This is a genomic window from Pseudoalteromonas sp. NZS37, assembly GCF_015864265.1.
GTDB classification, from domain to species: Bacteria; Pseudomonadota; Gammaproteobacteria; order Enterobacterales; family Alteromonadaceae; genus Pseudoalteromonas; species Pseudoalteromonas arctica.
Map to the genome: position 1 here is coordinate 227,420 of NZ_JADYXL010000004.1, position 23,621 is coordinate 251,040.

Annotated in this window: 24 protein-coding genes; 8 read left to right on the plus strand and 16 right to left on the minus strand. The window is 39.1% G+C overall.

Translation table 11 applies throughout. The features are described 5' to 3' along the window. Positions 1-13 precede the first annotated feature (13 nt). The 7 genes from I6F47_RS09295 to I6F47_RS09325 form a co-directional block, all read right to left on the minus strand. Positions 14-1,849, minus strand: a complete 1,836-nt coding sequence (locus I6F47_RS09295; protein WP_165735494.1) for a DUF885 domain-containing protein — start codon at positions 1,847-1,849, stop codon at positions 14-16. A gap of 68 nt (positions 1,850-1,917) precedes the next feature. Next, the gene (gene hemW, locus I6F47_RS09300) at positions 1,918-3,054 is read right to left on the minus strand and encodes a radical SAM family heme chaperone HemW (RefSeq protein WP_197102164.1); all 1,137 of its coding nucleotides are present in this window, start codon (positions 3,052-3,054) and stop codon (positions 1,918-1,920) included. Next, complete coding sequence (locus I6F47_RS09305) at positions 3,051-3,650, minus strand: XTP/dITP diphosphatase (RefSeq protein ID WP_197102166.1); 600 nt, start codon at positions 3,648-3,650, stop codon at positions 3,051-3,053. Before I6F47_RS09305 ends, hemW begins: the two co-directional genes overlap by 4 nt. Positions 3,651-3,654: 4 nt before the next feature. Further along, on the minus strand, positions 3,655-4,098 hold the full coding sequence (locus tag I6F47_RS09310) for a DUF4426 domain-containing protein (RefSeq protein WP_007376526.1): 444 nt from the start codon (positions 4,096-4,098) through the stop codon (positions 3,655-3,657). A 60-nt stretch (positions 4,099-4,158) separates the two neighbouring features. After that, complete coding sequence (locus tag I6F47_RS09315) at positions 4,159-4,692, minus strand: YggT family protein (RefSeq protein ID WP_007585413.1); 534 nt, start codon at positions 4,690-4,692, stop codon at positions 4,159-4,161. Between the two features lie 27 nt (positions 4,693-4,719). Beyond that, a complete protein-coding gene (gene proC, locus I6F47_RS09320; protein WP_197102167.1) occupies positions 4,720-5,541 on the minus strand; it encodes a pyrroline-5-carboxylate reductase in 822 nt (273 codons plus the stop codon). A gap of 17 nt (positions 5,542-5,558) precedes the next feature. Then, positions 5,559-6,272 carry a YggS family pyridoxal phosphate-dependent enzyme gene (locus I6F47_RS09325; RefSeq protein WP_007585410.1) on the minus strand — a complete coding sequence of 238 codons (714 nt, stop codon included), beginning with the start codon at positions 6,270-6,272 and terminating at the stop codon, positions 5,559-5,561. Between the two features lie 2 nt (positions 6,273-6,274). Between I6F47_RS09325 and I6F47_RS09330 the strand changes: the two genes are divergently transcribed. Both I6F47_RS09330 and I6F47_RS09335 read left to right on the plus strand, forming a co-directional pair. Then, positions 6,275-7,315 (plus strand): type IV pilus twitching motility protein PilT, encoded by a 1,041-nt coding sequence (locus I6F47_RS09330; protein ID WP_007585408.1) that lies wholly within the window; start codon positions 6,275-6,277, stop codon positions 7,313-7,315. 9 nt (positions 7,316-7,324) lie between these two features. Next, complete coding sequence (locus tag I6F47_RS09335) at positions 7,325-8,461, plus strand: PilT/PilU family type 4a pilus ATPase (protein ID WP_010553294.1); 1,137 nt, start codon at positions 7,325-7,327, stop codon at positions 8,459-8,461. 90 nt (positions 8,462-8,551) lie between these two features. Here I6F47_RS09335 and ruvX read toward each other — a convergent pair whose 3' ends face one another. The 6 genes from ruvX to I6F47_RS09365 all read right to left on the minus strand — a co-directional run bounded on the left by ruvX (position 8,552) and on the right by I6F47_RS09365 (position 13,034). After that, a complete protein-coding gene (gene ruvX / locus I6F47_RS09340; protein WP_008170791.1) occupies positions 8,552-9,001 on the minus strand; it encodes a Holliday junction resolvase RuvX in 450 nt (149 codons plus the stop codon). 38 nt (positions 9,002-9,039) lie between these two features. Next, on the minus strand, positions 9,040-9,597 hold the full coding sequence (locus I6F47_RS09345; RefSeq protein WP_007585401.1) for a YqgE/AlgH family protein: 558 nt from the start codon (positions 9,595-9,597) through the stop codon (positions 9,040-9,042). A gap of 171 nt (positions 9,598-9,768) precedes the next feature. After that, positions 9,769-10,719 (minus strand): glutathione synthase, encoded by a 951-nt coding sequence (gene gshB, locus I6F47_RS09350; protein ID WP_007585399.1) that lies wholly within the window; start codon positions 10,717-10,719, stop codon positions 9,769-9,771. Positions 10,720-10,773: 54 nt separating this feature from the next. Beyond that, positions 10,774-11,508, minus strand: a complete 735-nt coding sequence (rsmE, locus tag I6F47_RS09355) for a 16S rRNA (uracil(1498)-N(3))-methyltransferase (RefSeq protein WP_007585397.1) — start codon at positions 11,506-11,508, stop codon at positions 10,774-10,776. Positions 11,509-11,577: 69 nt separating this feature from the next. Next, a complete protein-coding gene (locus I6F47_RS09360) occupies positions 11,578-12,078 on the minus strand; it encodes a hypothetical protein (RefSeq protein WP_007585395.1) in 501 nt (166 codons plus the stop codon). 62 nt (positions 12,079-12,140) lie between these two features. After that, positions 12,141-13,034, minus strand: coding sequence for a DUF350 domain-containing protein (locus I6F47_RS09365; protein WP_007585393.1), 894 nt, complete (start codon positions 13,032-13,034; stop codon positions 12,141-12,143). A gap of 77 nt (positions 13,035-13,111) precedes the next feature. Here I6F47_RS09365 and glnE point away from each other — a divergent pair, with 77 nt between their 5' ends. Next, positions 13,112-15,907: a bifunctional [glutamate--ammonia ligase]-adenylyl-L-tyrosine phosphorylase/[glutamate--ammonia-ligase] adenylyltransferase gene (gene glnE, locus I6F47_RS09370; RefSeq protein WP_197183731.1), complete on the plus strand. Its 2,796-nt coding sequence runs from the start codon at positions 13,112-13,114 to the stop codon at positions 15,905-15,907. Positions 15,908-16,029: 122 nt separating this feature from the next. Here glnE and I6F47_RS09375 read toward each other — a convergent pair whose 3' ends face one another. The 3 genes from I6F47_RS09375 to tolC all read right to left on the minus strand — a co-directional run bounded on the left by I6F47_RS09375 (position 16,030) and on the right by tolC (position 19,038). Then, the gene (locus I6F47_RS09375) at positions 16,030-16,602 is read right to left on the minus strand and encodes a toxin co-regulated pilus biosynthesis Q family protein (protein WP_024590684.1); all 573 of its coding nucleotides are present in this window, start codon (positions 16,600-16,602) and stop codon (positions 16,030-16,032) included. Between the two features lie 41 nt (positions 16,603-16,643). Next, on the minus strand, positions 16,644-17,573 hold the full coding sequence (gene lpxL / locus I6F47_RS09380) for an LpxL/LpxP family Kdo(2)-lipid IV(A) lauroyl/palmitoleoyl acyltransferase (protein ID WP_197183732.1): 930 nt from the start codon (positions 17,571-17,573) through the stop codon (positions 16,644-16,646). A 109-nt stretch (positions 17,574-17,682) separates the two neighbouring features. Then, on the minus strand, positions 17,683-19,038 hold the full coding sequence (gene tolC, locus I6F47_RS09385; RefSeq protein WP_197183733.1) for an outer membrane channel protein TolC: 1,356 nt from the start codon (positions 19,036-19,038) through the stop codon (positions 17,683-17,685). Positions 19,039-19,189: 151 nt separating this feature from the next. On the opposite strand from tolC, the gene I6F47_RS09390 reads away from it, so the two are divergent. The 5 genes from I6F47_RS09390 (at position 19,190) to parE (ending at position 23,616) form a co-directional block, all read left to right on the plus strand. After that, entirely contained in the window at positions 19,190-19,816 is a 627-nt protein-coding gene (locus I6F47_RS09390; RefSeq protein ID WP_165725184.1) for an NUDIX domain-containing protein, read from the plus strand. 26 nt (positions 19,817-19,842) lie between these two features. Next, a complete protein-coding gene (locus I6F47_RS09395) occupies positions 19,843-20,301 on the plus strand; it encodes a DUF1249 domain-containing protein (RefSeq protein WP_197183734.1) in 459 nt (152 codons plus the stop codon). Continuing rightward, positions 20,288-21,073: a metallophosphoesterase gene (locus I6F47_RS09400; RefSeq protein WP_024590689.1), complete on the plus strand. Its 786-nt coding sequence runs from the start codon at positions 20,288-20,290 to the stop codon at positions 21,071-21,073. Before I6F47_RS09395 ends, I6F47_RS09400 begins: the two co-directional genes overlap by 14 nt. Further along, positions 21,058-21,618 carry a YqiA/YcfP family alpha/beta fold hydrolase gene (locus I6F47_RS09405; RefSeq protein ID WP_007585377.1) on the plus strand — a complete coding sequence of 187 codons (561 nt, stop codon included), beginning with the start codon at positions 21,058-21,060 and terminating at the stop codon, positions 21,616-21,618. The genes I6F47_RS09400 and I6F47_RS09405 overlap by 16 nt, the downstream gene beginning before the upstream one ends. A 108-nt stretch (positions 21,619-21,726) precedes the next feature. Continuing rightward, positions 21,727-23,616 carry a DNA topoisomerase IV subunit B gene (parE, locus tag I6F47_RS09410; protein ID WP_197183735.1) on the plus strand — a complete coding sequence of 630 codons (1,890 nt, stop codon included), beginning with the start codon at positions 21,727-21,729 and terminating at the stop codon, positions 23,614-23,616. Positions 23,617-23,621 lie beyond the last annotated feature (5 nt).

Genomic DNA, 23,621 nt, shown 5'->3' on the forward strand with positions numbered 1-23,621 from the left:
GTTTAAATTGGTTTTAAGCCTTTTTGCTTGCTACCCATTCATTAACAAAGTTTTCTAGTACATTAAGTGGTACAGGACCATTTTTAAGCACTACGTCGTGGAACTGGCGAATATCAAATTTATCACCAAGTTGCTTTTTAGCTTCTTCACGAAGCTCTAAAATCTTAAGCATACCCACTTTATAAGCTGTTGCTTGTGAAGGCATTACAATGTGACGCTCAACCATTTTAACACCGTCAGATGTTGCATTAGGCGTGTTATTTACGTAGTAATCAATACCTTCTTGGCGAGTCCACTTCATTGCGTGAATCCCCGTATCAACAACTAAGCGACATGCGCGCCATAATTCCATTGAAAGACGACCAAAATCTGAGTAAGGGTCTGAGTACATGCCCATTTCTTTAGGAATGAACTCTGAGTATAAACCCCAGCCTTCAATATACGCTGTGTAGCCACCAAACTTACGGAACTTAGGAATACCTTCTAGTTCTTGCGAAATAGCTATTTGCATGTGGTGTCCCGGAATACCTTCGTGGTATGCCAGCGCTTCCATTTGATACGTTGGCATTGCTTCCATATCGTAAAGGTTAGCGTAGTAAACACCTGGGCGTGAACCATCAGGAGCTGGCTGTTGGTAAAATGCTTTACCTGCTGCTTTTTCACGGAATGCTTCAACCGCTTTTACTTTTAAACCTGCTTTTGGTTTAACAATGAATAACTCATCTAAACGCGTTTTCATTGTATCAATAAGCCCAGTGGCTTCATCAAGGTAGCGTTGTTTACCTTGTGCATCATTAGGGTAGTAAAATTGCTTGTCAGTTTTCATAAACTGCATAAACGCTTTTAAGTCGCCTTTAAAGCCAACTTTGTCTTTAATTTCACGCATTTCATCATGAATACGTGCCACTTCAGATAGGCCAATTGCATGGATTTCTTTAGCAGTTAAATCTGTTGTAGTTGTGCGCTTAAGTGCGTTGTTATAAAACGCTTCGCCATCAGGTAATTTCCATGCGCCATCGCGATCATCTGCGCGTTTTTCAAGCTGTGCAAGGTAATTAATTAACTTAGAGTAAGATGGTTTAACAGCTGATTTTAATGCATCTGATGCATCGCTGATTAACGAGTCTTTTTCGTCTTGGCTAATTTCAAGCGCTGTTACTTTACGTTTAAAGTCAGCAAGCAATGTAGAATCATCGCCTTTTTCAAACGGTGCACCGTGAATAATGTTTTTGCTTGAATCAATAACATGCGGGAATACAAATTTAGGGGCTATGATGCCTTTTTCTGCACGTACAGTTAAATCAACGATAAGCTGATCAATAACACCAGTTACACCATTTAAACGTGAAATGTAGTCTTTAGCTTCTTTTACATTACTAATTGAGTGCTGATTAATTAAAAATGCAGGGATCATAGAATGCGTACCAAACATTTGGTTCACAGGGTAATTATGGTAGCGCCATTTAAAGTCAGCAATTGAGCTTTCAAGATCTTGTTTTTTTAAGTCGTAGCTAACTTTTGTTGCATCATCTAATAAATCACGGCTGATTGCTTTTAGTGCAACTAGGTCAGCTTTTGTTTGCGCTAAATCTTTAAGCTGTCTTTCTTCGCTGCCATCATCCCACTTATCGTAATCTTGCTTAATACCCATGTATGTTTGATATACAGGACTGCTCATTACGTCGCGGTTAAATGTATCTTCAAAAAATGCATTGGCTTTGTCTATTTCACTTTGTTGTGATTGAACTGCTTGTGCAATAGGAGCTGAAGTCGCTTGTTGTGTTGTTTGCTGGCAACCAGCAAGTAGTGCAACGCTTACTGCGGCCGCAATAAAAGTAAGTTTACGCATTGTTTTCCCTTTTGTTGTTAGAAACCCATTAGGGTATTTTATATTTATTTTTTGTGTAGCGCTGGGGGCTACACAAATAATTCTAGCAGGTCATTTAAAAAGCGATGACCTTTTAAGCTTACCTGCCAATGGCTGTCTGTTTGAGTCAATAAACCTTTATTAATTGCTTGGTTTAATGCACTTTGCTGACTTTGCAGTGGCAGTGTTGTAAGTTTATTAAAATCATTAATTGGGCAAGGCTCAACAAGGCGAAAGCGATTCATAAAAAATTCAAACGCTAAATCGTCTTGCTCTACATGCCAGCTTTTATACATATACGGTTTAATTAAATCCATATAGCCGCGTGGGTGTTTAACCTTTTCAGTACGCGTAATAAGCCCTGTATTTGCATCAGTAACCTTACCATGCGCGCCGCAGCCAATACCGAGATAATCGCCAAAACGCCAATAATTCAAGTTATGTTGGCACTGATAACCTGGTTTTGCATAGCCCGATATTTCGTATTGTATGTAACCTGCTTGAGCTAGTAACTCGACCCCTTGCTCTTGAATGTCCCACAGTATTTCGTCTTGTGGCAAGGTAGGTGGTTTTGAAGCAAACTGAGTATTGGGTTCAATAGTTAATTGATACCAAGATATATGCGGTGGATCGAGCGCTATTATTTGTTTTAAATCACTCAGTGCATCATCAAGTGTTTGCCCAGGTAAGCCATGCATTAAATCAAGGTTAAAGCTATTTAAACCGGCTTCTTTAGCTTGTTGCGCGGCATAGTTTGCCTCGTCGCTGCCATGAATCCGACCAAGTGCTTTTAACTTGTCGTTTTGCATGCTTTGCACACCGATAGAAATACGGTTAATGCCTGCTTTTACGTAATCTTTAAAACGACCTGTTTCTACTGTACCTGGGTTGGCTTCAAGGGTAACTTCGCAGTGTTCTTCAAGACCAATTAGGTTGTCGACTTCATTTAATAAACGGGTATAAGCTGCACCAGTTAATAGGCTCGGAGTGCCGCCGCCAATAAAAATACTATGAATTTTACGCCCTTGCACTAGGTGCAAATCAGCTTTTAAGTCATCAATTAAGTGTTGAACATATTCAGCTTCAGGTATTTCACCTTTTTGTCCGTGGCTATTAAAATCGCAGTACGGGCATTTTTGCACGCACCAAGGTACGTGCACATATAAGCTCAGTGGTGGAAGGTTCACAGGCCGCCTTTTTGCTGTAGCTCTAGCAATAGTTTTTGTAGTGCTTGGCCGCGATGACTCACTGCATTTTTTTGCTCTTTTGTAAGCTCAGCACTGGTACAATTTTTCTCTGGTACAAAAAATACAGGGTCGTAACCAAAGCCACCGTTGCCATTTTGAGTGAGCGTAATTTTGCCTTCCCAGCTTGCACTGCAAATAAGGGGGGTAGGGTCATCTGCGTGGCGCATTAATACCAGTACACACCAAAAACGAGCACTACGGATAGGGTTATTACCCAAGTCTACGAGTAACTTATCAATGTTATCTTGATCGCTGGCACCTGGGCCTGCAAAACGGGCAGAGTAAACACCGGGTGCGCCATTTAGGCCATCAACTTCTAAACCTGAGTCATCGGCAATAGCAGGCATGCCAGTGATTTTAGCGGCATGACGCGCTTTAATAATGGCATTTTCAACAAAGGTAGTGCCGGTTTCGGCAACTTCACCTACGTTAAAATCGCTCTGTGGAACTACATTAATATTCAGAGGGCTTAGCATGTTAGCTAGCTCATTTACTTTGCCAGGGTTACCTGTAGCAAGTACTAAAGTTTTGGTCATGTTATTAATCTACGTAAAATTTTTGCTGAAACTGTAATTTTTGAAATTGATTACTTTGTTGTATTTCAATCTCAAAGCGTAAAATCTCTTCGTTGGTATAATCAACTTGGGCAAGGTAATAAATTGAATCACCTTCTTTTACTTCTTTAAAAGTAAGCGTTTGTTTATTGCCAAGTAGGTTTCTAGCTGTGCCAGTAAGCTTTGCTGTTTGGGCTGTATTTTCGGCATCATTTTTTAAAACAGAAATATTCACAATGCCTTTGTATCCGCTTCGCTCAAGGCCATACGCTTTTGCTATTTTTGGCTGAATAAAAGTAGAAGGAAAGGCGATGTAATGCACTTGCCAAGGGCCAAGCTCTTTATATTGTGCGCCTTGCATTTCTTCGCTTTGCGCGTTAAATGCAAATGCTAAACAAGCAATAAAACAAAACTTAATTAAACGGTTCATTATGTATTCCTCAAAACATATAAAAAAGAGGCCTTTGGGCCTCTAATTAAAAAATCCATATTAGACTAAAAAATCCATAAGCAGCATTTGCAAAAACTGAATACCAATAATAAGCACTAAAACTGATAAATCTAAGCCACCCATTGATGGCAATATTTTACGAATTGGTTTTAGCATTGGTTCAGTAAGCTGATGGAAAACCGCTTCTATAGGGTTATAACCTTGGCTAACCCAACTTAAAATAGCGCGAATAATAAGTACCCAAAAAACTAAGTTAAGGCCTTCTTTTAGTACCGTTATAAGTGCTTGTATAATTACTGGCTGTATTGCCCACGCATTATATATAACAAGCATTAAAGTACTAATTTTGGCTACAGCCACTATAAATGCCAACAACAGAGATGCTAAATCAAGTCCGCCAAATCCCGGAATGATTTTACGCAGTGGTTTTACCGCAAACGAAGTGGCTTTAACCACAAACTGGCTCATTGGATTATAAAAGTCGGCTTTTGCCCACTGCAGCCAAAAGCGCAGTAATACCACCATTAAAAACAAATCAAACAGGGTACTGATTAAAAATTGCATGGCATTCATAGTGTAACCTTCAATAAAAAAGTGGTTTTAAAGTTCTTTTTCCATTTGCATCGCACGCGCAATACACGCATCCATTGCATCGCCAACGGTTTTAGTTAAGCCTTCATCTTTTAAGTGCTCAACAGCTGCGTGAGTAGTACCGCCTTTAGATGTTACGTTTGAACGTAGTTGCGAAATAGTAATATCAGGCTGGCTAAGTGCCATTTCTGCGGCGCCAAGGGCTGTTTGTTGTACTAAACGACGAGCGTCTTCATCATTAAAACCCAGCGCTTTGGCTTTTTCTTCTATGGCTTCCATAAATAAGAAAAAGTAAGCTGGTGATGAGCCGGTCACAGCAATAATATCGTTAATTTGTGATTCTTTTTCGACCCATACAACAATGCCAGTGCATTCAAAAACTTGTTGTACAAACTCGTGTTCGCTTTGTGTTTCGCCCGCGCCATATAAACCTGATACACCACGGCCTAATAAAGACGGTGTATTTGGCATGCAACGTACCATTTTAACGTCTTGACCTAGCATTTCACGTAAACGTTTTACAGTTAAGCCAGCAGCAACAGAAATAAACAGTTTATCGCTAAAATCTACGCCCGACTCTTGAAACGATTTACATAAATCGCCCATCATTTGTGGTTTAACAGACAAAACAATTACATCAGCATCGCGCAGGGCTTCGTTATTGTCACTGGTGGTTTGCACCTTGAAATCAAAGGCTACCTTTTCAAGCTTTTCTTGGTTGCGGTTAGTCGCAATAATGTTACTTGCGTTAAAACCGTTTTTTACCATGCCACCAATAATGGCGTAGCTCATATTACCTGTGCCTATAAATGCGATTTTTTTATCTGACATAAATCTATTATCACCTTTTAAGTTCGTGTTCCAAAAATGTCTGTGCCGATCCTTACCATGGTTGAACCTGCACTAATGGCAGCTTCAACATCGTTACTCATACCCATCGACAAAGTATCTACTTGAGGATATTGGGTCTTTAGTTTATCAAAGCAAGTTTGTAATTGCTCAAAAGATTGAATTTGCGTATCCAGATCGTTGCTTTTAGCGGGAATTGCCATTAAACCTCGAAGTGTTAAGTGCTCACATTGGTTAATAAAATCGGCAAGTTCATCTATTTCATCGCGGTGGCAACCCGACTTCGCTTCCTCATTACTTATATTTACTTGAATAAGTATATTAAGAGGCTGTTTATCGTCTGGGCGCTGGGAATCTAATCGTTTCGCTATTTTTATGCGATCAACACTTTGCACCCAATCAAAGTTGGCAGCCACTAAAGCACTTTTATTAGATTGAATAGGGCCAATGAAATGCCAAATGATGTCGCTATATGACTGTAGTTGAGCTATTTTATCTATAGCCTCTTGAACATAAGATTCACCAAATTCGCGCTGACCATGCTCATAAGCTGCAATAACATCTTCGCTTGGTTTAGTTTTAGACACTGCCAGTAGAGTGACTTCGTTAGTGTTTCGTTGTGCAATTTTTGCCGCGTCTGCAATTCTAGCGTAGGCGGATGTGAGTCGTTCTGCTATTGTAACCATATATTTATCAGTTAGTTGTGGAGTCATAAATGGATATTACCGAATTATTAGCGTTTAGTGTGCAACACAAAGCATCCGATTTACATTTATCGTCGGGTGTTTCACCTATGATACGCGTAGACGGTGATGTTCGCCGCATTAATATACCAGCCCTTGCAGACAAAGACGTAAACAGTCTGGTTTACGATATTATGAACGATAATCAACGCAAGGACTATGAACAAAATCTCGAAGTGGATTTTTCGTTTGAAGTGCCTAATTTAGCACGTTTTCGTGTGAATGCGTTTAACTCTAATCGCGGGCCTGCTGCGGTATTTCGTACCATACCAAGTGAAGTGTTAACGCTTGATGATTTAGGTGCGCCAGATATTTTTAAAACAATCTCCGATACCCCACGTGGACTCGTGTTAGTGACAGGTCCAACGGGCTCTGGTAAATCAACAACACTTGCCGCTATGGTCGATTATATAAATCAAAATAAACATCACCATATTCTAACAATAGAAGATCCAATCGAGTTTGTTCACGATAATAAATTAAGCCTTATTAATCAACGTGAGGTACATCGCGATACTCATAGCTTTTCAAACGCGCTACGTAGTGCATTGCGTGAAGATCCAGATGTAATATTGGTCGGTGAGTTACGTGATTTAGAAACAATTCGTCTTGCAATGACCGCTGCTGAAACGGGTCACTTAGTGTTTGGCACGTTGCATACAACATCTGCACCAAAAACCATTGACCGTATTATCGATGTATTCCCAGGTGAAGAAAAATCAATGGTACGTTCAATGTTATCTGAATCTTTGCGTGCTGTTATCTCGCAAACACTGCTTAAAAAGATTGGTGGCGGGCGAGTTGCAGCACACGAAATTATGATTGCAGTACCTGCTATTCGTAACTTAATTCGTGAAGATAAAATTGCACAAATGTACTCGTCTATTCAAACCGGTGCGTCTGTGGGCATGCAAACAATGGATCAATGTTTAACTAATTTAGTTAATCACGGCATTGTTACAAATGCGGCAGCGAAAGAAAAAGCACAAGACAAAACACAATTTGGTGGGTAAGAAACTATTATGGCTTTATCTTTAAACGACTTTTTACTCATCATGATTGAGAAAAAAGGTTCTGACTTATTTGTATCGAGTCAGCTACCTGTAAGTGCAAAAATAAACGGCGAGCTAACAGCCCTCAGTGACGATAGGCTTACAGATGAGCAATCGCTTGAGTTAGTTGAATCTGCAATGAGCGAAAAGCAAAAAGCAGAGTTTCATACAACGAAAGAATGTAACTTTGCGATTGCCACCGACGAAGGGCGCTTTCGTATTTCTGCCTTTTGGCAACGCGATAAAGCAGGTATGGTTATTCGCCGTATTGTGACGCAAATACCTGATGTGAGTGAGCTAGGTCTTCCTTCTATTCTTACCGATGTAATTATGTCTAAGCGTGGCCTTGTTTTGTTCGTTGGTGGTACTGGCACGGGTAAATCAACCTCGCTAGCCGCACTTATTGGCTACAGAAACCGACATCAACGTGGTCATATACTGACTATTGAAGATCCGATTGAATTTGTTCATGAGCATCGCAAAAGTATTATTACTCAACGCGAAGTAGGGCTTGATACCGAAAGCTTTGAGTCAGCACTTAAAAGCTCATTACGCCAAGCTCCCGATGTAATTTTGATTGGTGAAATTCGCTCTCAAGAAACTATGGAATACGCACTAAGCTTTGCCGAAACAGGTCATTTATGTGTTGCAACACTGCATGCTAATAATGCTAACCAAGCGATTGACCGTATTATGCATTTAGTTCCAAAAGAAAAACACGATAAGCTTAAGTACGATTTAGCACTTAACTTACGTGCAATTGTGGCCCAGCAATTAGTACCGACTGCTGATGGTGAAAGCCGTGTTGCAGCTATTGAAATATTGCTTAACTCACCAATGGTTGCTGAACTGATTAAAAACGGTGATATTGGTGGTATTAAAGAGGCAATGGCTAAATCGAAAGAAATGGGCATGCAAACCTTTGACCAAGCATTATTTGAGCTGTATAGACAGCAGCGAATTAATTACGCTGATGCACTGCATCATGCTGATTCGCCAAATGATTTACGTTTAATGATTAAACTGCGCAATAACGAGCAGCAAGGTGCGGGCTTTTTACAAGGCGTTACTATTGATGGCCTTGACGATAAAAATAGCGATCAATAATTTAAAAAGTAATAAATATAAATACTTAATATAAAAAAAAGCGCCAATTGGCGCTTTTTATTTATATAACAGATTATTTATATAGCCTGTTTATTCACCGTAACTAGACTCAAAAAAACTTTCTAAAATAATAACCGCAGACATATTATCTACGTTACCTTTGCCTAAGTTTTTATAGCCACCACTTTCAAAAAGTCGCGCTTTAGCATCCGCAGTCGTTAAACGCTCGTCTTGTGTTTGCACTGGAATGCCATAATGATTATGTAATCTGTTGGCAAACTTTTTTGCTTTAAAGGTAACCTCTTGTGACGTTCCATCCATATTTAGTGGTAAGCCAACAACCATTAAGTCAGGCTGCCATTCGGTTACTTGTACAGCAATATGGTCCCAGTTAGGAATGCCATCTTGTGCTTTTACAGCCTTAAGGCTAGAGGCGCTGCCTGTTAGCTCTTGCCCAATAGCAATACCAATACTTTTGGTGCCAAAGTCAAAGCCCATTACAGTGCGTTCGCCTTGCGGCTTAAGCGATTTTTTTGTCATGTGTATCTTGTTTAAATTTGCTAAGGGTTAAGTTACTATTATGCGTGACCAGCTTCAGGGCTGAGTTGGCTAATATCAAAGCCCAACATTGAAACTGCTTTTTCCCATCGTTTTTCAACGGGGGTATCAAAAATGATCTTCGGATCGGCTTCTATTATCAACCAACTGTTATCAAGTAACTCTTGTTCGAGTTGTCCTTGCTCCCATCCTGAATAACCCAATGTAATAATAAATTGTTCAGGTGCTTGTGCGGTAGTTAAGCTTGCTAAAACATCTTTTGAGGTAGTGATCATAATATCGCTACTGAGTTTTTGGCTTGCTGAATAACCTGATTGAGGAGAGTGCAAAACAAAACCACGGTCAGTTTTAACGGGTCCGCCTGCAAACACACTTACTTTTGCTGCGTTTTGAGTTTTGTCGTTATCAATTTCTATTTTATCTAAAAGTTCGCCAACGGTAACATCAATAGGTTGGTTTATTACCAAGCCCATAGCCCCATCTTCATTGTGCTCACAAATATAGGTAACAGCACGTTTAAAAAAAGGGTCTTGCATCGACGGCATCGCGATTAAAAAATGATTTTCTAATGACTGCATAGATTTCACCCTTTTTAGTTAATGAACTTTGAGTATGGCACATACCTTTGTTTTTAAAACTAAAAAAGCACTTTCATACAGTTTAAAAATTAATAGTTAACAACTATATTAAAATTTATGACACGAAAGTGCTTTTAATAACGATAGGTAGATACTTATTTATTTATTTATTTATTTATCTAGCTTTCTTTCAATGGCATCAAACAAAATACCTGTAATAGAAATATCATAAGCAGCTTCAATTTCGCGCACGCACGTTGGTGCAGTTACGTTAATTTCAGTTAATTTATCGCCAATAATATCTAAACCTACAAATATTAAGCCTTTTTCTTTAAGCGTTGGTGCAACCGCTTGCGCTATTTTTAAATCTGACTCGCTAAGTGGACGGGCTTCGCCTCGACCGCCAACAGCTAAATTACCGCGTGTTTCACCATTTTGTGGAATTCGCGCTAAACAATACGGAATAACCTCACCATCAATAACCAATACGCGCTTGTCGCCTTGTTTGATCTCTGGGATGTAATTTTGCACCATAGCAAAGCGGCTGCCGTGCTCGGTTAGCGTTTCACAAATTACACCAATGTTGGCATCGTCTTCTCTAAGGCGGAAAATAGATGCGCCACCCATGCCATCAAGGGGTTTTAAAATAATGTCTTTATGCTCGGCTAAAAACTCACGAATTTGTTTTTGGCTACGTGTAACAAGTGTGTCTGGCGTATGTTCGCTAAACCATGCTGTAAATAGCTTTTCGTTAGCATCGCGAAGGCTTTGTGGCTTGTTAATTATTAACGTACCTTCTTGTTCTGCACGCTCTAAAATATACGTCGCGTAAATGTATTCAGTATCAAAAGGAGGATCTTTTCGCATTAAAATAACATCAAGGTCGGCAAGGGCTATAGTGGCTTTTTCTTCAAGCTCGTACCATTTTTCTGCATTATTAAACACTTGCGCTTTAGACGCTGTAGCGTACGACTTACCTTTACGAAGAGATAAATCATCCATCTCCATATAATAAATTTCGTAGCCGCGTTCTTGCGCTTGCATCATCATTGCAAAACCGGTGTCTTTTTTGATGTTAAATCCACTAATAGGATCTGAAATAATACCTAACTTAATTGCCATGCGCTGTGCCTTACTATAAATGTTACTGTTTATATGAGGGTGCTTTTAGTTATTTCAATTAGCTAAATCGCCAAATTGAAGTTGTAATGCACTTAAGACCGTTAAAGCGGCTGTTTCCGTTCGTAAAACGCGCGGGCCTAAGCGAATATCCACAAATTCTAGTTGTTTAGTTAGTGCCATTTCATCGTCGGTAAAGCCGCCTTCTGGGCCGACTAAAAAGCGTACGCCATCTTTAGGTACCGTAATGGTTTTAATGCTGTGCTCAGCACGAGGGTGAAGAGTGAGCTTAATTGCATTGGTTTGTTGTGCAAGCCATTGTTTTAAATCTACAGGGGGATGAATAATTGGCACAAAATTACGCCCAGATTGCTCTGCCGCTGCTATTGCAATTTTTTGCCATTGTTGGTGTTTTTTCTCAAGACGATCGCCCATTAGTTTCACGCCACAGCGCTGACTAAAAATAGGGGTGATTTCGGTAATACCCAGTTCAACTGACTTTTGAATTGTAAAATCCATTTTATCACCACGGGATACACACTGGCCTAAATGAATTTTAAGCGGAGATTCTACATCATGAGGATTAAGCTCTAACGGCATTACGACGACTGTTTTTTTTGTTACCTCAATTATTTCACTAAGGTATTCGCCGCCTTCGCCATTAAAAATAGATACATGCTCGCCTACTTTCATGCGCAGCACTCTGCCAATATGCCCTGCAGCATCGTCATCTAAAGTTACAGGGGTGTTTAGGGCAATACTCGATGTTTGATAAATATGAGGAACTCGCATAGGGCGTCACTTATTACTTAGCGTAAAAATATATACTGCTATGGTAAGTAAGCTGGGAGCTGTGCGCAATTATTTATTTTTATTAAGTTGCTCTGCAAGGTCTATTAAATCTTGTGGTGTGTGCGCTATATCGTGGTGATTTTGCGAAGGTTCCGTTAACGTCTCGTCAGTAACTAGGCTTAGTGTATAGCCTGTATCATCAAAGCTTATTAAAAAGCGCTCTTCATGTAACGAGTTATAAATAAAGCGTTGTTTATCGCTTGCTAGTAAGTAATCGGTACTATTAAAAAGGACTCCGTGTAAATCGTGATGCTCTTTTAGATAGTTAATTAATTCAGAAACGCTTATTTCGTTTTCAAGGTCGCAATAACTATAGTCTTTAATAAGTTCGTCAAACATCATTTTTACTAACTGGCGGGTATTGCTGCCTGCAGCAATAAGCGTACTCGCTTTTGTTTTACCATTATTATTTACATAGTATTCGGCAAATGCTCGGCTAAATTCGTTGTCTATGTCAATTAACAAGTAATTCGTTATTTCAAGTGGCATAGAGCTAGGACCTTGTTGCATTTAAGTAATTACCATTATTACTTAAATGCAGACTTTTAATGGCTGTATTTTAGTAAAAAGGTCTAAAGAGAAAACATGCTAATAAGTAAATAGCCTATAGCACAAAAAACAGCAAACTCTATACATGCTACCCCAATATTATCTTGATGGTCTATTTCAAGAGCCGTATCAATATTTGGTAAAGAGATAACTTTTATCACATACGTTAAGCTGTAAAGCAGTATCCACATTACACCGCAATGCATAACGAGTGTAAATATGTTTTCTACCATTTTACCGTTTTGAAATGCTGCGCTAGATAAACCAGCATACACAGCCAATGCTAAGCCGATTGATTTACCAGCATACCTTATACCAATAGATGTATTCTCTAGGTTAAAGTTACTTTGTAGCGAAGCTCCTTGATTTGCTTTTGCAAAACGGTGTTCTCGTATTTTACTATCCAGTGCAAACATTCCCTGAAGCGTAAAAAAGCTAACACAAGCAATAAGTAAGTTGCTGAATCCTTGGGTGTGCGTCCACGTGTACAAGCCAAGTGCGATAATACAGTTAGCGATTAACATGCCTGAATCTACCAATGCAGCACATACATTTTGTTTTAGTATGGCAGCTTCTTCGTTAAACCTGTGAAGTATCCATTTTCTGTGAATTAAATGACCCACTTTTATAAAAGTGAATAAAAGAATAATAATAATTAACACTTTTAACGGGTTTGACTGTGCGGTACTTATGCTTATTTCGTCAAATAAGAAAGCCATAGTGGCTATAACAACTGATATTTCAGATGCAAAACTAATACCCATGGCAAAGTTGTCGTGTTGTGCTAGCTCATCTTTAAGCGCTTGTTTTGCTTTAATTTGAGTGACAACTCGTAAACAAAAAATAGTTATGCAAATAACCGCAAAACTAATGGCAATCGCAATAAAACTAGTGTTAGATAAAGACAAATATGACATGGTGATCCTAATTAAGTTAACCTTTCTAGGTTTTAATCATTCTAGTACGGTTATTGATGATATAAAAGAGAGGATTGATGAGTAACTTAAAGCAACTTCCTATTCAATTACAAAAACTTGGCTTGATGCGCTTTGAAAAGTTATACCCGCAGCAAAGTAAACAAAGTGAAGTTGTAAGGTTATTAGCATTAAGCGACTTTGCTTGGCGCAGTTTAGAATCACAACCTGATTTAAATACTTGGCTATTATGCAAAGACGAAATACAAAATAGAGTAATAGATTCTCCTTTTAAAAACCTCAACTTAGCTGACATTAATGAAGTGCAGTGCCATAAAGTACTTCGCCAATATCGTGAAAAGTACTGGCTTAAAGTCGCCTTTTTAGATTTATGCTGTAATAACCCCATTGCCGATAGTATTAATTACATAAGCCAATTGGCTGACATGCTAATAAATAGTGCTAACCAATGGGCGCATGCACAGGTGGCAAAAGTAAATGGTGAGCCGCTTGATGAGCAAAACCAAGCAATGCCATTAATGGTTTTAGGGATGGGGAAGCTCGGCGGACAAGAGCTAAATTACTCCTCTGATATTGATCTCATTTTTGCATATCCGCGCAGTACAAAAACCCAAGGTGGCCGCAGAAGCCTTGAGGCCCAAGTATTTTATACCAAAGTTGCACAAAAGCTCATTGCATCACTTAACCAAGCCACCGGTGACGGGCAGGTATTTAGGGTTGATATGCGCCTACGCCCGTTTGGCGAAAGTGGCCCTTTGGTTATGAGCTTTAATGCCATTGAAGATTACTACCAAGAACAAGGTCGCGACTGGGAACGCTACGCAATGTTAAAAGGGCGCCTAATTGGCACACCTAATAAATATTGGGATGAATTTATTAAGCTTTTAAAGCCGTTTGTTTATCGCCGGTATATTGATTTTTCGGTAATTGAATCTTTGCGTAAAATGAAGTTAATGATTGCACAAGAGGTTCGCCGTAAACGCTTAACTAATAATATAAAACTAGGTGCTGGTGGCATTCGTGAAGTTGAATTTATAGTGCAAGCCCTGCAAATGGTACGAGGTGGGCGAGAGGCTAACCTACAAACTCAATCATTACTTAAAGCATTAAATGAGTTGGCCCTCATCCAAGTTATAGATGAGCAAGAAGCAAGCGAGCTTAAACGCAATTACCTTTATTTGCGAAAAGTTGAGCAGTACTTACAAATATTTGACGATCAGCAAACGCAAACACTCCCCGATGATGAATTGAATCAGCAGCGCTTAAATTTATTATTAGAACAAGCTGATTTTTCTGCCACTTTAAGGACTATTGAAAAGGTAATGAAGCAAGTTAACGGTGAGTTTGCTCTCGTTATTGGTGAAGAAACCGCGCCACTAGATACCTGTGAAGGCGCATTTATTAGTGCTTGGGATCATGGTGATGTGAGCTTTTTAAAAGAGGCTAGAGATGAATGGCAAACACCCCTTAGCGATTTTAAATTAAGACTGTCTAAGGTAAACATAGGTAACCGAGGGCGTGAAACCCTTGATAAATTAATGCCTGTTTTATTGAGTCAGTTAAATGACTTTAATGCCAGCGCAGCTGCTTTTACAATGGTTTGCCAAATTTTTAATAAGATAATTTCACGTACTGCTTATTTAGAATTGCTGTACGAAAACCAAGGTGCATTAAAGCAACTTGTTTTACTGTGTTGTCATAGCAAATGGATAGGCGAGCATATTTCTCGCTACCCTATATTGCTGGATGAGCTAATAGACCCGGCTGTTCTTTATAAACCGACACCGTTAACCGCTTATAAAGATGAAATAAGGCAGTATTTTTTACGAATAGAGCATGACGATTTAGAACTGCAAATGGAGTCGCTTAGGCAATTTAAGCAAACGCATCAATTACGAATTGCTGCTGCTGATGCAACCGGTGTTCTTGATGTAATGAAAGTAAGCGATCACTTAACCGTACTGGCCGAAGCGATTGTTGATCAAGCTGTTAATATTGCATGGCATAACACCGTTAAGCGTTTTGGTATGCCCCCTGGCACTGATGATGAAAACAAAGGCTTTGCTGTTATTGCATATGGTAAAACAGGCGGCTTAGAAGTAGGGTACGACTCAGATTTAGATTTGGTGTTTGTGCATAATCATGATGGCTCAAGCCAAACCAATGGTGAAAAACCGATAGATTCTCGCCAGTTTTATTTAAAACTCGCTCAGCGCTTAATGCATTTATTTAATACTCGTACTGCATCAGGTATTTTGTATGAGCTTGATACTCGATTACGCCCTGAAGGTGCATCAGGTTTACTTGCTATCAATCTAGAGAGTTTTAATCACTATCAGCAAACTCAAGCATGGACGTGGGAACATCAAGCACTTGTGCGGGCTCGGTTAATTTTGGGTCAAAACGATCTGATAGATCGTTTTTCACAAATTCGTAAAAATATACTTTGCCAGCAGCGAGATGATACCGTGCTAAAAGCTGATGTAATAAAAATGCGCGAAAAAATGCGCGACCATCTAGCGAAGGGAAATACTGAGCAATTTGACTTAAAACAAGATGTTGGTGGTATGGCTGATATTGAGTTTATTACGCAATATTTAGTACTTAAACACGCTAATGAATTTGAGCAGCTTACCGTTTATTCAGATAACGTAAGAATATTAACGGATGCAGCAAATATAGGCTGTATTACTAAAGAGCAAAAACAGCAGTTGATCAAAGCGTATATTGATTATCGCTCGTGTTATCACGTGTTGAGCTTGGATCAAAAAGGCAAATTGATCTCGCGAGAAGCTTTTTTACAAGATATTACTAACGTAACGAATATTTGGAATAGTATTTTTGAATTGAATTGAATTGAATTGAATTGAATTGAATTGAATTGAATTGAATTGAATTGAATTGAATTGAATTGAATTGAATTGAATTGAATTGTAAAACCCAAGCGCTTGCTTGGGTTTTTTGTACGTGTAAACCCTTAAACCTTTAGCTTTAAACAGTTTGTTCGCACAAATTCTGATGGTAACTCGGTAATAACCGCTGCTCTTTGTTTGTGGCAAAAGTAAGTGTAAACCTCATGCTCAAAGTCGTCATTTATAGCACGACCAATTTGATAAAGTGCTGAAGTAAAGTTGCTGTCTACTCTAAAATGATCTTTAACTACGTAATCTTTACTTAAGTACCAGTAAAGCTCAATCCCCTCATTTTTAGCATATTGATTAAGTACATCTTTAAGGGTTGTGCCATTTTCAAAGCGTCTAGGCTCAACTTCTCCAGTCCAATTTGTAGGCATTGGATCTACTGTTCGCGCACGTTCAGCCAATACTCTATCTAAGGTTTGTTCTGGTGTTTTAAGTTTTAAAACAAATTGATCTCGTTCTTTATTACTTTTTACTTGGTTACGAATAGAGGAGTAAAAACGTGATAATCCTTCGGCAGCTGCATTTTTAGATTTTTTAATATCAAATAAAGAACCATCACTCAACAAAAAATATACGGCGAGTGCTATTAGTACAGCTGCAAATGATAAATGTCTAATCCAAAACCACATGATTATTCCCCACCTTATTTGTTCCTATTATTGTTATACCATTACTTTTTATAAAAAGAAGGGGTATTTTTATTAGGTCGAGTTTTAAAACGACGGTGTAGCCACATATATTGTTCGGGTGCGGCATTAACAGATTGTTCCATGCGTTGATTTACACGTGTTACATCAGCCTTATTATCACCACTGGGGAAGTTTTCAAGCTCTGGCAGTATTTCTAAGTGATATTTACCATTTTCATCACGGCGAGTTATTAAACTCATTGTTTCGCAGTTTTTACTGCCTGCAAACATAAGAGTACCCGTTGTAGTTGCAGCGTCAGGTACTGCGTAAAATGGGACAAATTCACAGCGGTTACGACCGTAATCTTGATCGGGTAAGTAATAACATACCTTTTTATTTTTTAATGCTTTTAGTAAACCTTTTACATCTTTTCGACCGATTAAATATTCGTTAGAGCGAAGGCGCCCATTAGTCGTAAAGTATTCCATTAGTGGGTTGTTATGAGGGCGATAAAAGCCAACACCCTGACACTCTAAGCCCATAATACGGCTAGCCATTTCAAGATGCAGAATATGAGGTACAAGCAATAAAACACCTTTACCAGACGCTTGTACGCGTTCAAAGTGCTCAAGCCCTTTAAAAGACCCTAATGCTTTTTGTGCTCGCCACTGCGGCCACCACCAGGCCATACCAGTCTCAACCATTGCAATACCGGTGTTTTCCATATTTTTGAGCACAAGTTTTTTTTGATCTGCTTCGCTCATATCAGGAAAACACAGCTTAATATTTACTTCTGCAATATGGCGACGGCGCTTCATAAATTTATGAACTAAGCGACCAAGCTGTTTACCCATTGCCAATTGTAGTTTTTGCGGTAACCAAGAAATTAAATATAAAAATAGAACGCCAATCCACGTTAACCAGTATCGAGGGCCCAAAAAAGATGCTTTAAAAGGAGATGAGGTGACCACAAAAATATCTCTGAGAATAAAAACGATAGTTTAACGCTAAGCGCTGTAAAATACAAAAAGCCAGCATTTAGCTGGCTTCTAATGTTTTTAACTACATTAATTATGCGATTTAAGCGGCTTTTAAACCTTGGTTTATAGCAACTAAATCTTCACTTGTTAATGTACCCGCAGCTTGTTTTAGGCGAAGGGTAGATAACACATAACGATAACGTACATCTGCAAGGTTACGCTTTGCATCGTATAAATTTTGCGTACTTACTAGTACGTCAACAATTGTACGAGTACCTACTTCAAAACCAGCTTCAGTTGCTTTAAGCGCACTTTGAGCTGAAACTACAGCTTGCTCTAGCGCTTTGTAAGTAGCAATGTCTGAAACAACTTGGTTATAAGATGTAATCACTGTGCGAGTTACTGCGCGGTAATTTGTTTCATAATCTTGGCTCGCACCTACGTAAAACGCACGGGCCTGATTTGTTGCAGCAACTGTTGCACCACCTGAATATAAAGGCACGCTAAAGTTAAGCCCTACAGAGCTTGAGTCTGAACGAGGCTGATCATCAAAGTTAGCGCCATTTATTTGATTGTCTGTAAGAGAATCGCCATAACTAGCACTTAGTGTCAGCTTTGGATAATGACCCGCTTTTGCTAATTCAATTTGATCTTTTGCAATATCAACCGTTACTTTAGACACTTGTAGGTTTATATTTTTATCTTCAGCTACTTTAACAAAGTCGCTTGAGCGCTTAGCTGGTTTAGTTGTTGAGAAAGTATCTGTATTTAAAAAGTCTAATTTTTCGTGATATTTACCTGTAATCTCACGAAGTTGCTCACGTGCTGTTTCTACAGCATTACCTGCAATAATTTCTTGAGCTACAGAGTTATCAAACTGAGCTTGCGCTTCGTGTACGTCTGTAATTGCTGTTAAGCCTACCGCATAACGTTGTTTTGTTTGCTCAAGTTGACGTTCAATTGCACGTTTTTCAGCTTCAACAAATTCAAGGTTATCGCTTGCACTTAATACGTTAAAATAACCCTCAGCAACGCGTACAATTAAGTTTTGTTTAGCTGCATCGTATAGGCCGCTTGCTTGAAGCGCTTGCTTGTCGGCAATATCTAACGTATTCCAGGCACCTAAATCAAATAATGTTTGGCTTAAGCTTACACCGCGAGAGAATTGGTCTGTATCACTTTCAACTTTTACTTGGTTAGATAAGTCGCCAACGCTTTGGTACGACGTTGCATCGCTTTTTGTATAACCCATAGTTAAACCAATTTGAGGTAATAGTGCACTCATCGCCAAATCGCTTTGGTAAGACTGCGCATCGGCTTGGGCTTTTGCTTTTAAAACAGTAGGATCGTTAGCTGTCGCTATTTCAAAAACTTGTAGTAAATCTTCAGCTTTCACTGCTGTTGCACCTAATGCGCATGATAAACTAACTAGCGCCGCAAGAATGTTCTTTTTCATGTGGGGTTCGGTCCTTAGACAATTTTTGTACTAAAAGCATGTTAACCTGTTTTACTGCATAACAAAAAAAATAATTAGTAAAACAGTATGTTCAAGTGTAACAGAATATATTAACGCATTTTAAAGCTTTAGATAAGTAGGAGGTATGTACGTGGTTGATAAAAAGCTCGTTCAATTTACACATAAAGATGTGAATTTAAAGCCAACAAAAAACCTTTATAAAGGTTTTTTTCAGGTTGATTTATACCAGTTCGAACATGCTCTTTTTGCGGGTGGAAAATCTAAAGTTATTAGCCGAGAAATATTAGAACGTGGCGATGCAATTGCAGTACTCCCTTACGATCCAATATCAGATACTGTTCTTTTAATTGAGCAAATACGTATTGGCGCTATTAAAAGCAAGCATTCGCCTTGGCTGCTAGAGTGTATAGCCGGAATGACAGACGGCAGTACGGATTACGAATCAGTTGTAAAAAAAGAAGCGTATGAAGAAGCTGGGCTTGAATTAACTGAACTTGAATTTATGCTTTCATACCTATCAAGCCCTGGTGGCACAACTGAGCGCTTACATTTATATTTAGCGCGTACTGACTTAAGCCAAGTGAAATCAGGTGTATATGGTCTTGAAACTGAAGGGGAGGATATAAAAACTCACATTCTATCAGTTGATGATGCGCTAATGCGCCTCAATAACGGTGAAATGGATAATGCGGCAACGGTTATTTGTATGCAGTGGCTTGCGCTTAATCGTGAAAAAATGGCAAGTAAATGGGCATAAACTCTTACTAATATTATGGTGGTACTTTGACAGCACAATTAGCAACAAAGCGATATATTCAGAGCCTCCCAAAGTATTTAACACTTTGTGAGCATAACTATGTGCGACTATTAAAGTTGTTACCGAGCGAGCGCAATATAGGAAGCATTCGTGAAGTTAAACTTGGCAACAGTGAGTTTGCTACAAAAATAGATGGCAGCGCAAAATACACCATGGATATTTCAATTAAGCAGCTAACAGGAATGGTTAAAGGGATTACGCCACTGTATTTAACGGTACGCATGTATCACGATGCCAAAGTGGCTGAAATTGTTCATCACGATTACCATCAACGCATAAAACCATCTTATGGATACCCTAACCCTAAAATGCATCAAAAAGATGAAAAGTATCAACTTAATGCTTTTTTATACGATTGGTTAGTGGCCTGTATAGAGCACGGACAAGCGACGTTAAATTGGGATGTAAATAATGGCTTGGTTTGATGATACATATACATTTGATAAATCATCTTTAAAAATTGCTCATATTACTGACAGCCATTTATTTGCAGACAAAAGCGGTGAGTACTTTACTGTAAATACCGCAGATCATTTTGAACAAGCCTTGGCACACATAGCAAAACAATCAATAGACTGCATTATTTTTGGTGGTGATTTAACACAAGATCATAGTTTTGAATCGTACTTATTATTTAGTGAACTTATAAATGCCAGTGACATTACTTGTCCTGTATTTTGGGTGCCAGGTAATCATGATGAACTAGCAATGCTTAATCGCATAAGTGGTGGGCAAATAAATTCGGCTAAACATATCATTGCTAATGGGATTGAGCTACTTCTTATTAATTCTAAAGGGCCCACGCCCGCAGGATGGGTTACTGGCACGCATTTAGATGAAGTAACGGACGCTTTAGTCAACTCGAATAATAGTAAAGTTATATTTTGTCATCATAATCCGCTGCCAATAAACGGCTACCTTGATAAACACTTATTAGAAAATGGCCCACAGCTTTTAAATATCTTAGTTAATAGTAATAATGTATCTGCGCTTTTTCATGGGCATGTGCACAATGATTACGAACAAAGTTTTAGAGGGCTGCCCATATATGCGACCCCGGCCAGCTCAATACAGTTTGTAAAGCACACTTCACAGTGGGAGCAAAAAAATGCGGGGCCAGCTTACAGAACGCTAAATATAAAGAGTAAAAAAGATAAAGTAGAAGTAAAAACGGAAGTAGTATGGCTAAACGCGTAATTTATATTCATGGCTTTAATAGTTCACAAAAATCATATAAAGCTGTGCGCTTTGGTGAGCTTATGGCAAACTATGACGTTGATTATTGTGTACCGAACTTAAACCACGAGCCCCTACAAGCTATAATTGAGCTTGAACAATTACTAACGCCAAATACCGTTTTATTAGGTAGCTCGTTAGGTGGTTTTTTTGCCACGTATTTATCGCAGCGTTATCAAATTCCTGCAGTGGTTATTAATCCCGCGGTCGCACCCTATAATTTATTACAGTCGTTACTTGGACCTAATTATAATCCGTATCAAGATTATCATTACGATTTAAATAACAGTCATATTGAGGCACTTAAATTACTCGCTGTAGATAAATTAGCATACCCTGAGTTACTGTACTTATTACAGCAAACAGGCGATGAAGTGTTGAACTTTCAACACGCAGTAAAATATTATTCGCAATGCAAGCAATTGATAGAATTTGGTGGCGATCATAGCTACGTTGAATTTGAACGCACCTTTGCAAGTATTGTAGATTTTCTTAAAATCACGTAAAACTAGTTAGCCTGAACTGAGGTTAGTTACTATATTAACGCTTTAGCGCATATAACAATAAAACTAGTAAAACGTATTAGAGCCTTAGCGGATATAAAGACAAAAACTATGAGTGATCAAAATTATAACGCCGAAGCCATTGAAGTACTTAATGGATTAGATCCGGTAAAACGACGCCCAGGGATGTACACAGATACAACACGTCCCAATCATTTAGGCCAAGAGGTTATCGATAACAGTGTCGATGAAGCTATGGCTGGTCATGCTACTCGTATCGACGTAATACTCCACGAAGATAACTCGCTTGAAGTAAGTGATGACGGGCGTGGTATGCCTATTGATATTCACCCAGAAGAAGGTATCCCTGGGGTTGAATTGATCTTCACTAAATTACACGCCGGTGGTAAGTTTTCTAATAAAAACTATCAATTTTCGGGTGGTTTACACGGCGTAGGTATTTCGGTAGTAAATGCGTTATCTACGCGTGTAGAAGTAACAGTAAGGCGCGACGCTCAGCAATTTAGAATGGCATTTGAAAGCGGCGATAAAGTAGAAGACTTAAACGTAATTGGTACAGTCGGTAAGCGTAACACCGGCACTACGGTTCGTTTTTGGGCTGATGTTAGCTACTTTGATTCACCAAACTACTCAATTACTAAACTTAATCATTTATTAAAAGCCAAAGCCGTTTTGTGTCCAGGGCTGCGAATTAAGTTTGTTAATAAGCAAACAAAAGAAACCCAAGAATGGTTTTACGAAACAGGCTTAAAAGATTATTTAGTTGAAGCAATTAAAGGTTTTGAAACATTACCGCAAGACCCGTTTGTTGGCGAATTTAAAAGTTCAATTGAAGGCGCTGACTGGGCTGTTGTATGGCTACCAGAAGGTGGTGAATCAATAGCTGAAAGCTACGTAAACCTTATTCCTACCGCGCAAGGTGGTACGCATGTAAATGGTTTACGCCAAGGCTTACTTGAAGCAATGCGTGAATTTTGTGAGTTTAGAAACTTACTCCCTCGTGGTGTGAAATTAACTCCTGATGACATTTGGGATCGTTGTAGTTACGTGTTATCGGTTAAAATGCAAGACCCTCAATTTGCCGGTCAAACAAAAGAAAAACTATCATCACGCTCGTGTTCTGCGTTTGTATCGGGGGTTGTAAAAGACTCGTTTAGTTTATGGTTAAATGAACATACAGATACCGCAGAGTTATTAGCTGAGTTATGTATTTCAAATGCGCAAACTCGCTTGCGTGCAGCTAAAAAAGTAGTGCGTAAACGTGTTACTGCAGGTCCTGCTTTACCGGGTAAACTTACCGATTGTAGCGCGGCTGATAACGACCGTACCGAATTGTTTTTAGTGGAAGGTGATTCTGCTGGTGGCTCTGCTAAACAAGCAAGAGACCGTGAATTTCAGGCTATCATGCCGCTACGTGGTAAAATTTTGAATACCTGGGAAGTTGAGTCAGGCCAAATACTAGCATCACAAGAAGTACACGATATTTCAGTGGCGCTGGGTATTGATCCAGAATCAACCAATATGTCGGCATTACGCTACAATAAAATTTGTATATTGGCCGATGCTGACTCGGATGGACTACACATCGCAACACTATTATGTGCACTGTTTGTTCGCCATTTCCCAGAGTTAGTAAAAACAGGGCATGTGTATGTAGCAATGCCGCCATTATTTAGAATCGATATTGGTAAAGAAGTTTATTACGCACTTGATGAGCAAGAAAAAACCGCTATTTTGGCGCGCATAGAAGCCGAGAAAAAACGCGGAAAAGTAAACGTACAACGATTCAAAGGTCTGGGTGAAATGAACCCGTTACAACTGCGTGAAACCACGATGGATCCAAATACACGACGTTTAGTGCAGCTTACGCTTGATGAAGAGGTAGAAACCATGGAAATGATGGATATGCTGCTTGCTAAGAAACGATCGCCTGATCGTCGTCAATGGTTAGAAGATCATGGTAACAAGGCACTCGTTTAATTACC

Bases quoted from the DNA above. Each gene is read 5' to 3' on its own strand.
- proC (WP_197102167.1), bottom strand. From the start codon at position 5,541: ATGTCAGATAAAAAAATCGCATTTATAGGCACAGGTAATATGAGCTAC.
- I6F47_RS09325 (WP_007585410.1), bottom strand. From the start codon at position 6,272: ATGACTCCACAACTAACTGATAAATATATGGTTACAATAGCAGAACGA.
- tolC (WP_197183733.1), bottom strand. From the start codon at position 19,038: ATGAAAAAGAACATTCTTGCGGCGCTAGTTAGTTTATCATGCGCATTA.
- I6F47_RS09310 (WP_007376526.1), bottom strand. From the start codon at position 4,098: ATGAACCGTTTAATTAAGTTTTGTTTTATTGCTTGTTTAGCATTTGCA.
- I6F47_RS09330 (WP_007585408.1), top strand. From the start codon at position 6,275: ATGGATATTACCGAATTATTAGCGTTTAGTGTGCAACACAAAGCATCC.
- parE (WP_197183735.1), top strand. From the start codon at position 21,727: ATGAGTGATCAAAATTATAACGCCGAAGCCATTGAAGTACTTAATGGA.
- rsmE (WP_007585397.1), bottom strand. From the start codon at position 11,508: ATGCGAGTTCCTCATATTTATCAAACATCGAGTATTGCCCTAAACACC.
- I6F47_RS09365 (WP_007585393.1), bottom strand. From the start codon at position 13,034: ATGTCATATTTGTCTTTATCTAACACTAGTTTTATTGCGATTGCCATT.
- I6F47_RS09345 (WP_007585401.1), bottom strand. From the start codon at position 9,597: ATGCAGTCATTAGAAAATCATTTTTTAATCGCGATGCCGTCGATGCAA.
- ruvX (WP_008170791.1), bottom strand. From the start codon at position 9,001: ATGACAAAAAAATCGCTTAAGCCGCAAGGCGAACGCACTGTAATGGGC.
- I6F47_RS09375 (WP_024590684.1), bottom strand. From the start codon at position 16,602: ATGTGGTTTTGGATTAGACATTTATCATTTGCAGCTGTACTAATAGCA.
- glnE (WP_197183731.1), top strand. From the start codon at position 13,112: ATGAGTAACTTAAAGCAACTTCCTATTCAATTACAAAAACTTGGCTTG.
- I6F47_RS09295 (WP_165735494.1), bottom strand. From the start codon at position 1,849: ATGCGTAAACTTACTTTTATTGCGGCCGCAGTAAGCGTTGCACTACTT.
- I6F47_RS09405 (WP_007585377.1), top strand. From the start codon at position 21,058: ATGGCTAAACGCGTAATTTATATTCATGGCTTTAATAGTTCACAAAAA.
- gshB (WP_007585399.1), bottom strand. From the start codon at position 10,719: ATGGCAATTAAGTTAGGTATTATTTCAGATCCTATTAGTGGATTTAAC.
- I6F47_RS09315 (WP_007585413.1), bottom strand. From the start codon at position 4,692: ATGAATGCCATGCAATTTTTAATCAGTACCCTGTTTGATTTGTTTTTA.
- I6F47_RS09400 (WP_024590689.1), top strand. From the start codon at position 20,288: ATGGCTTGGTTTGATGATACATATACATTTGATAAATCATCTTTAAAA.
- I6F47_RS09335 (WP_010553294.1), top strand. From the start codon at position 7,325: ATGGCTTTATCTTTAAACGACTTTTTACTCATCATGATTGAGAAAAAA.
- I6F47_RS09305 (WP_197102166.1), bottom strand. From the start codon at position 3,650: ATGACCAAAACTTTAGTACTTGCTACAGGTAACCCTGGCAAAGTAAAT.
- I6F47_RS09360 (WP_007585395.1), bottom strand. From the start codon at position 12,078: ATGCAACAAGGTCCTAGCTCTATGCCACTTGAAATAACGAATTACTTG.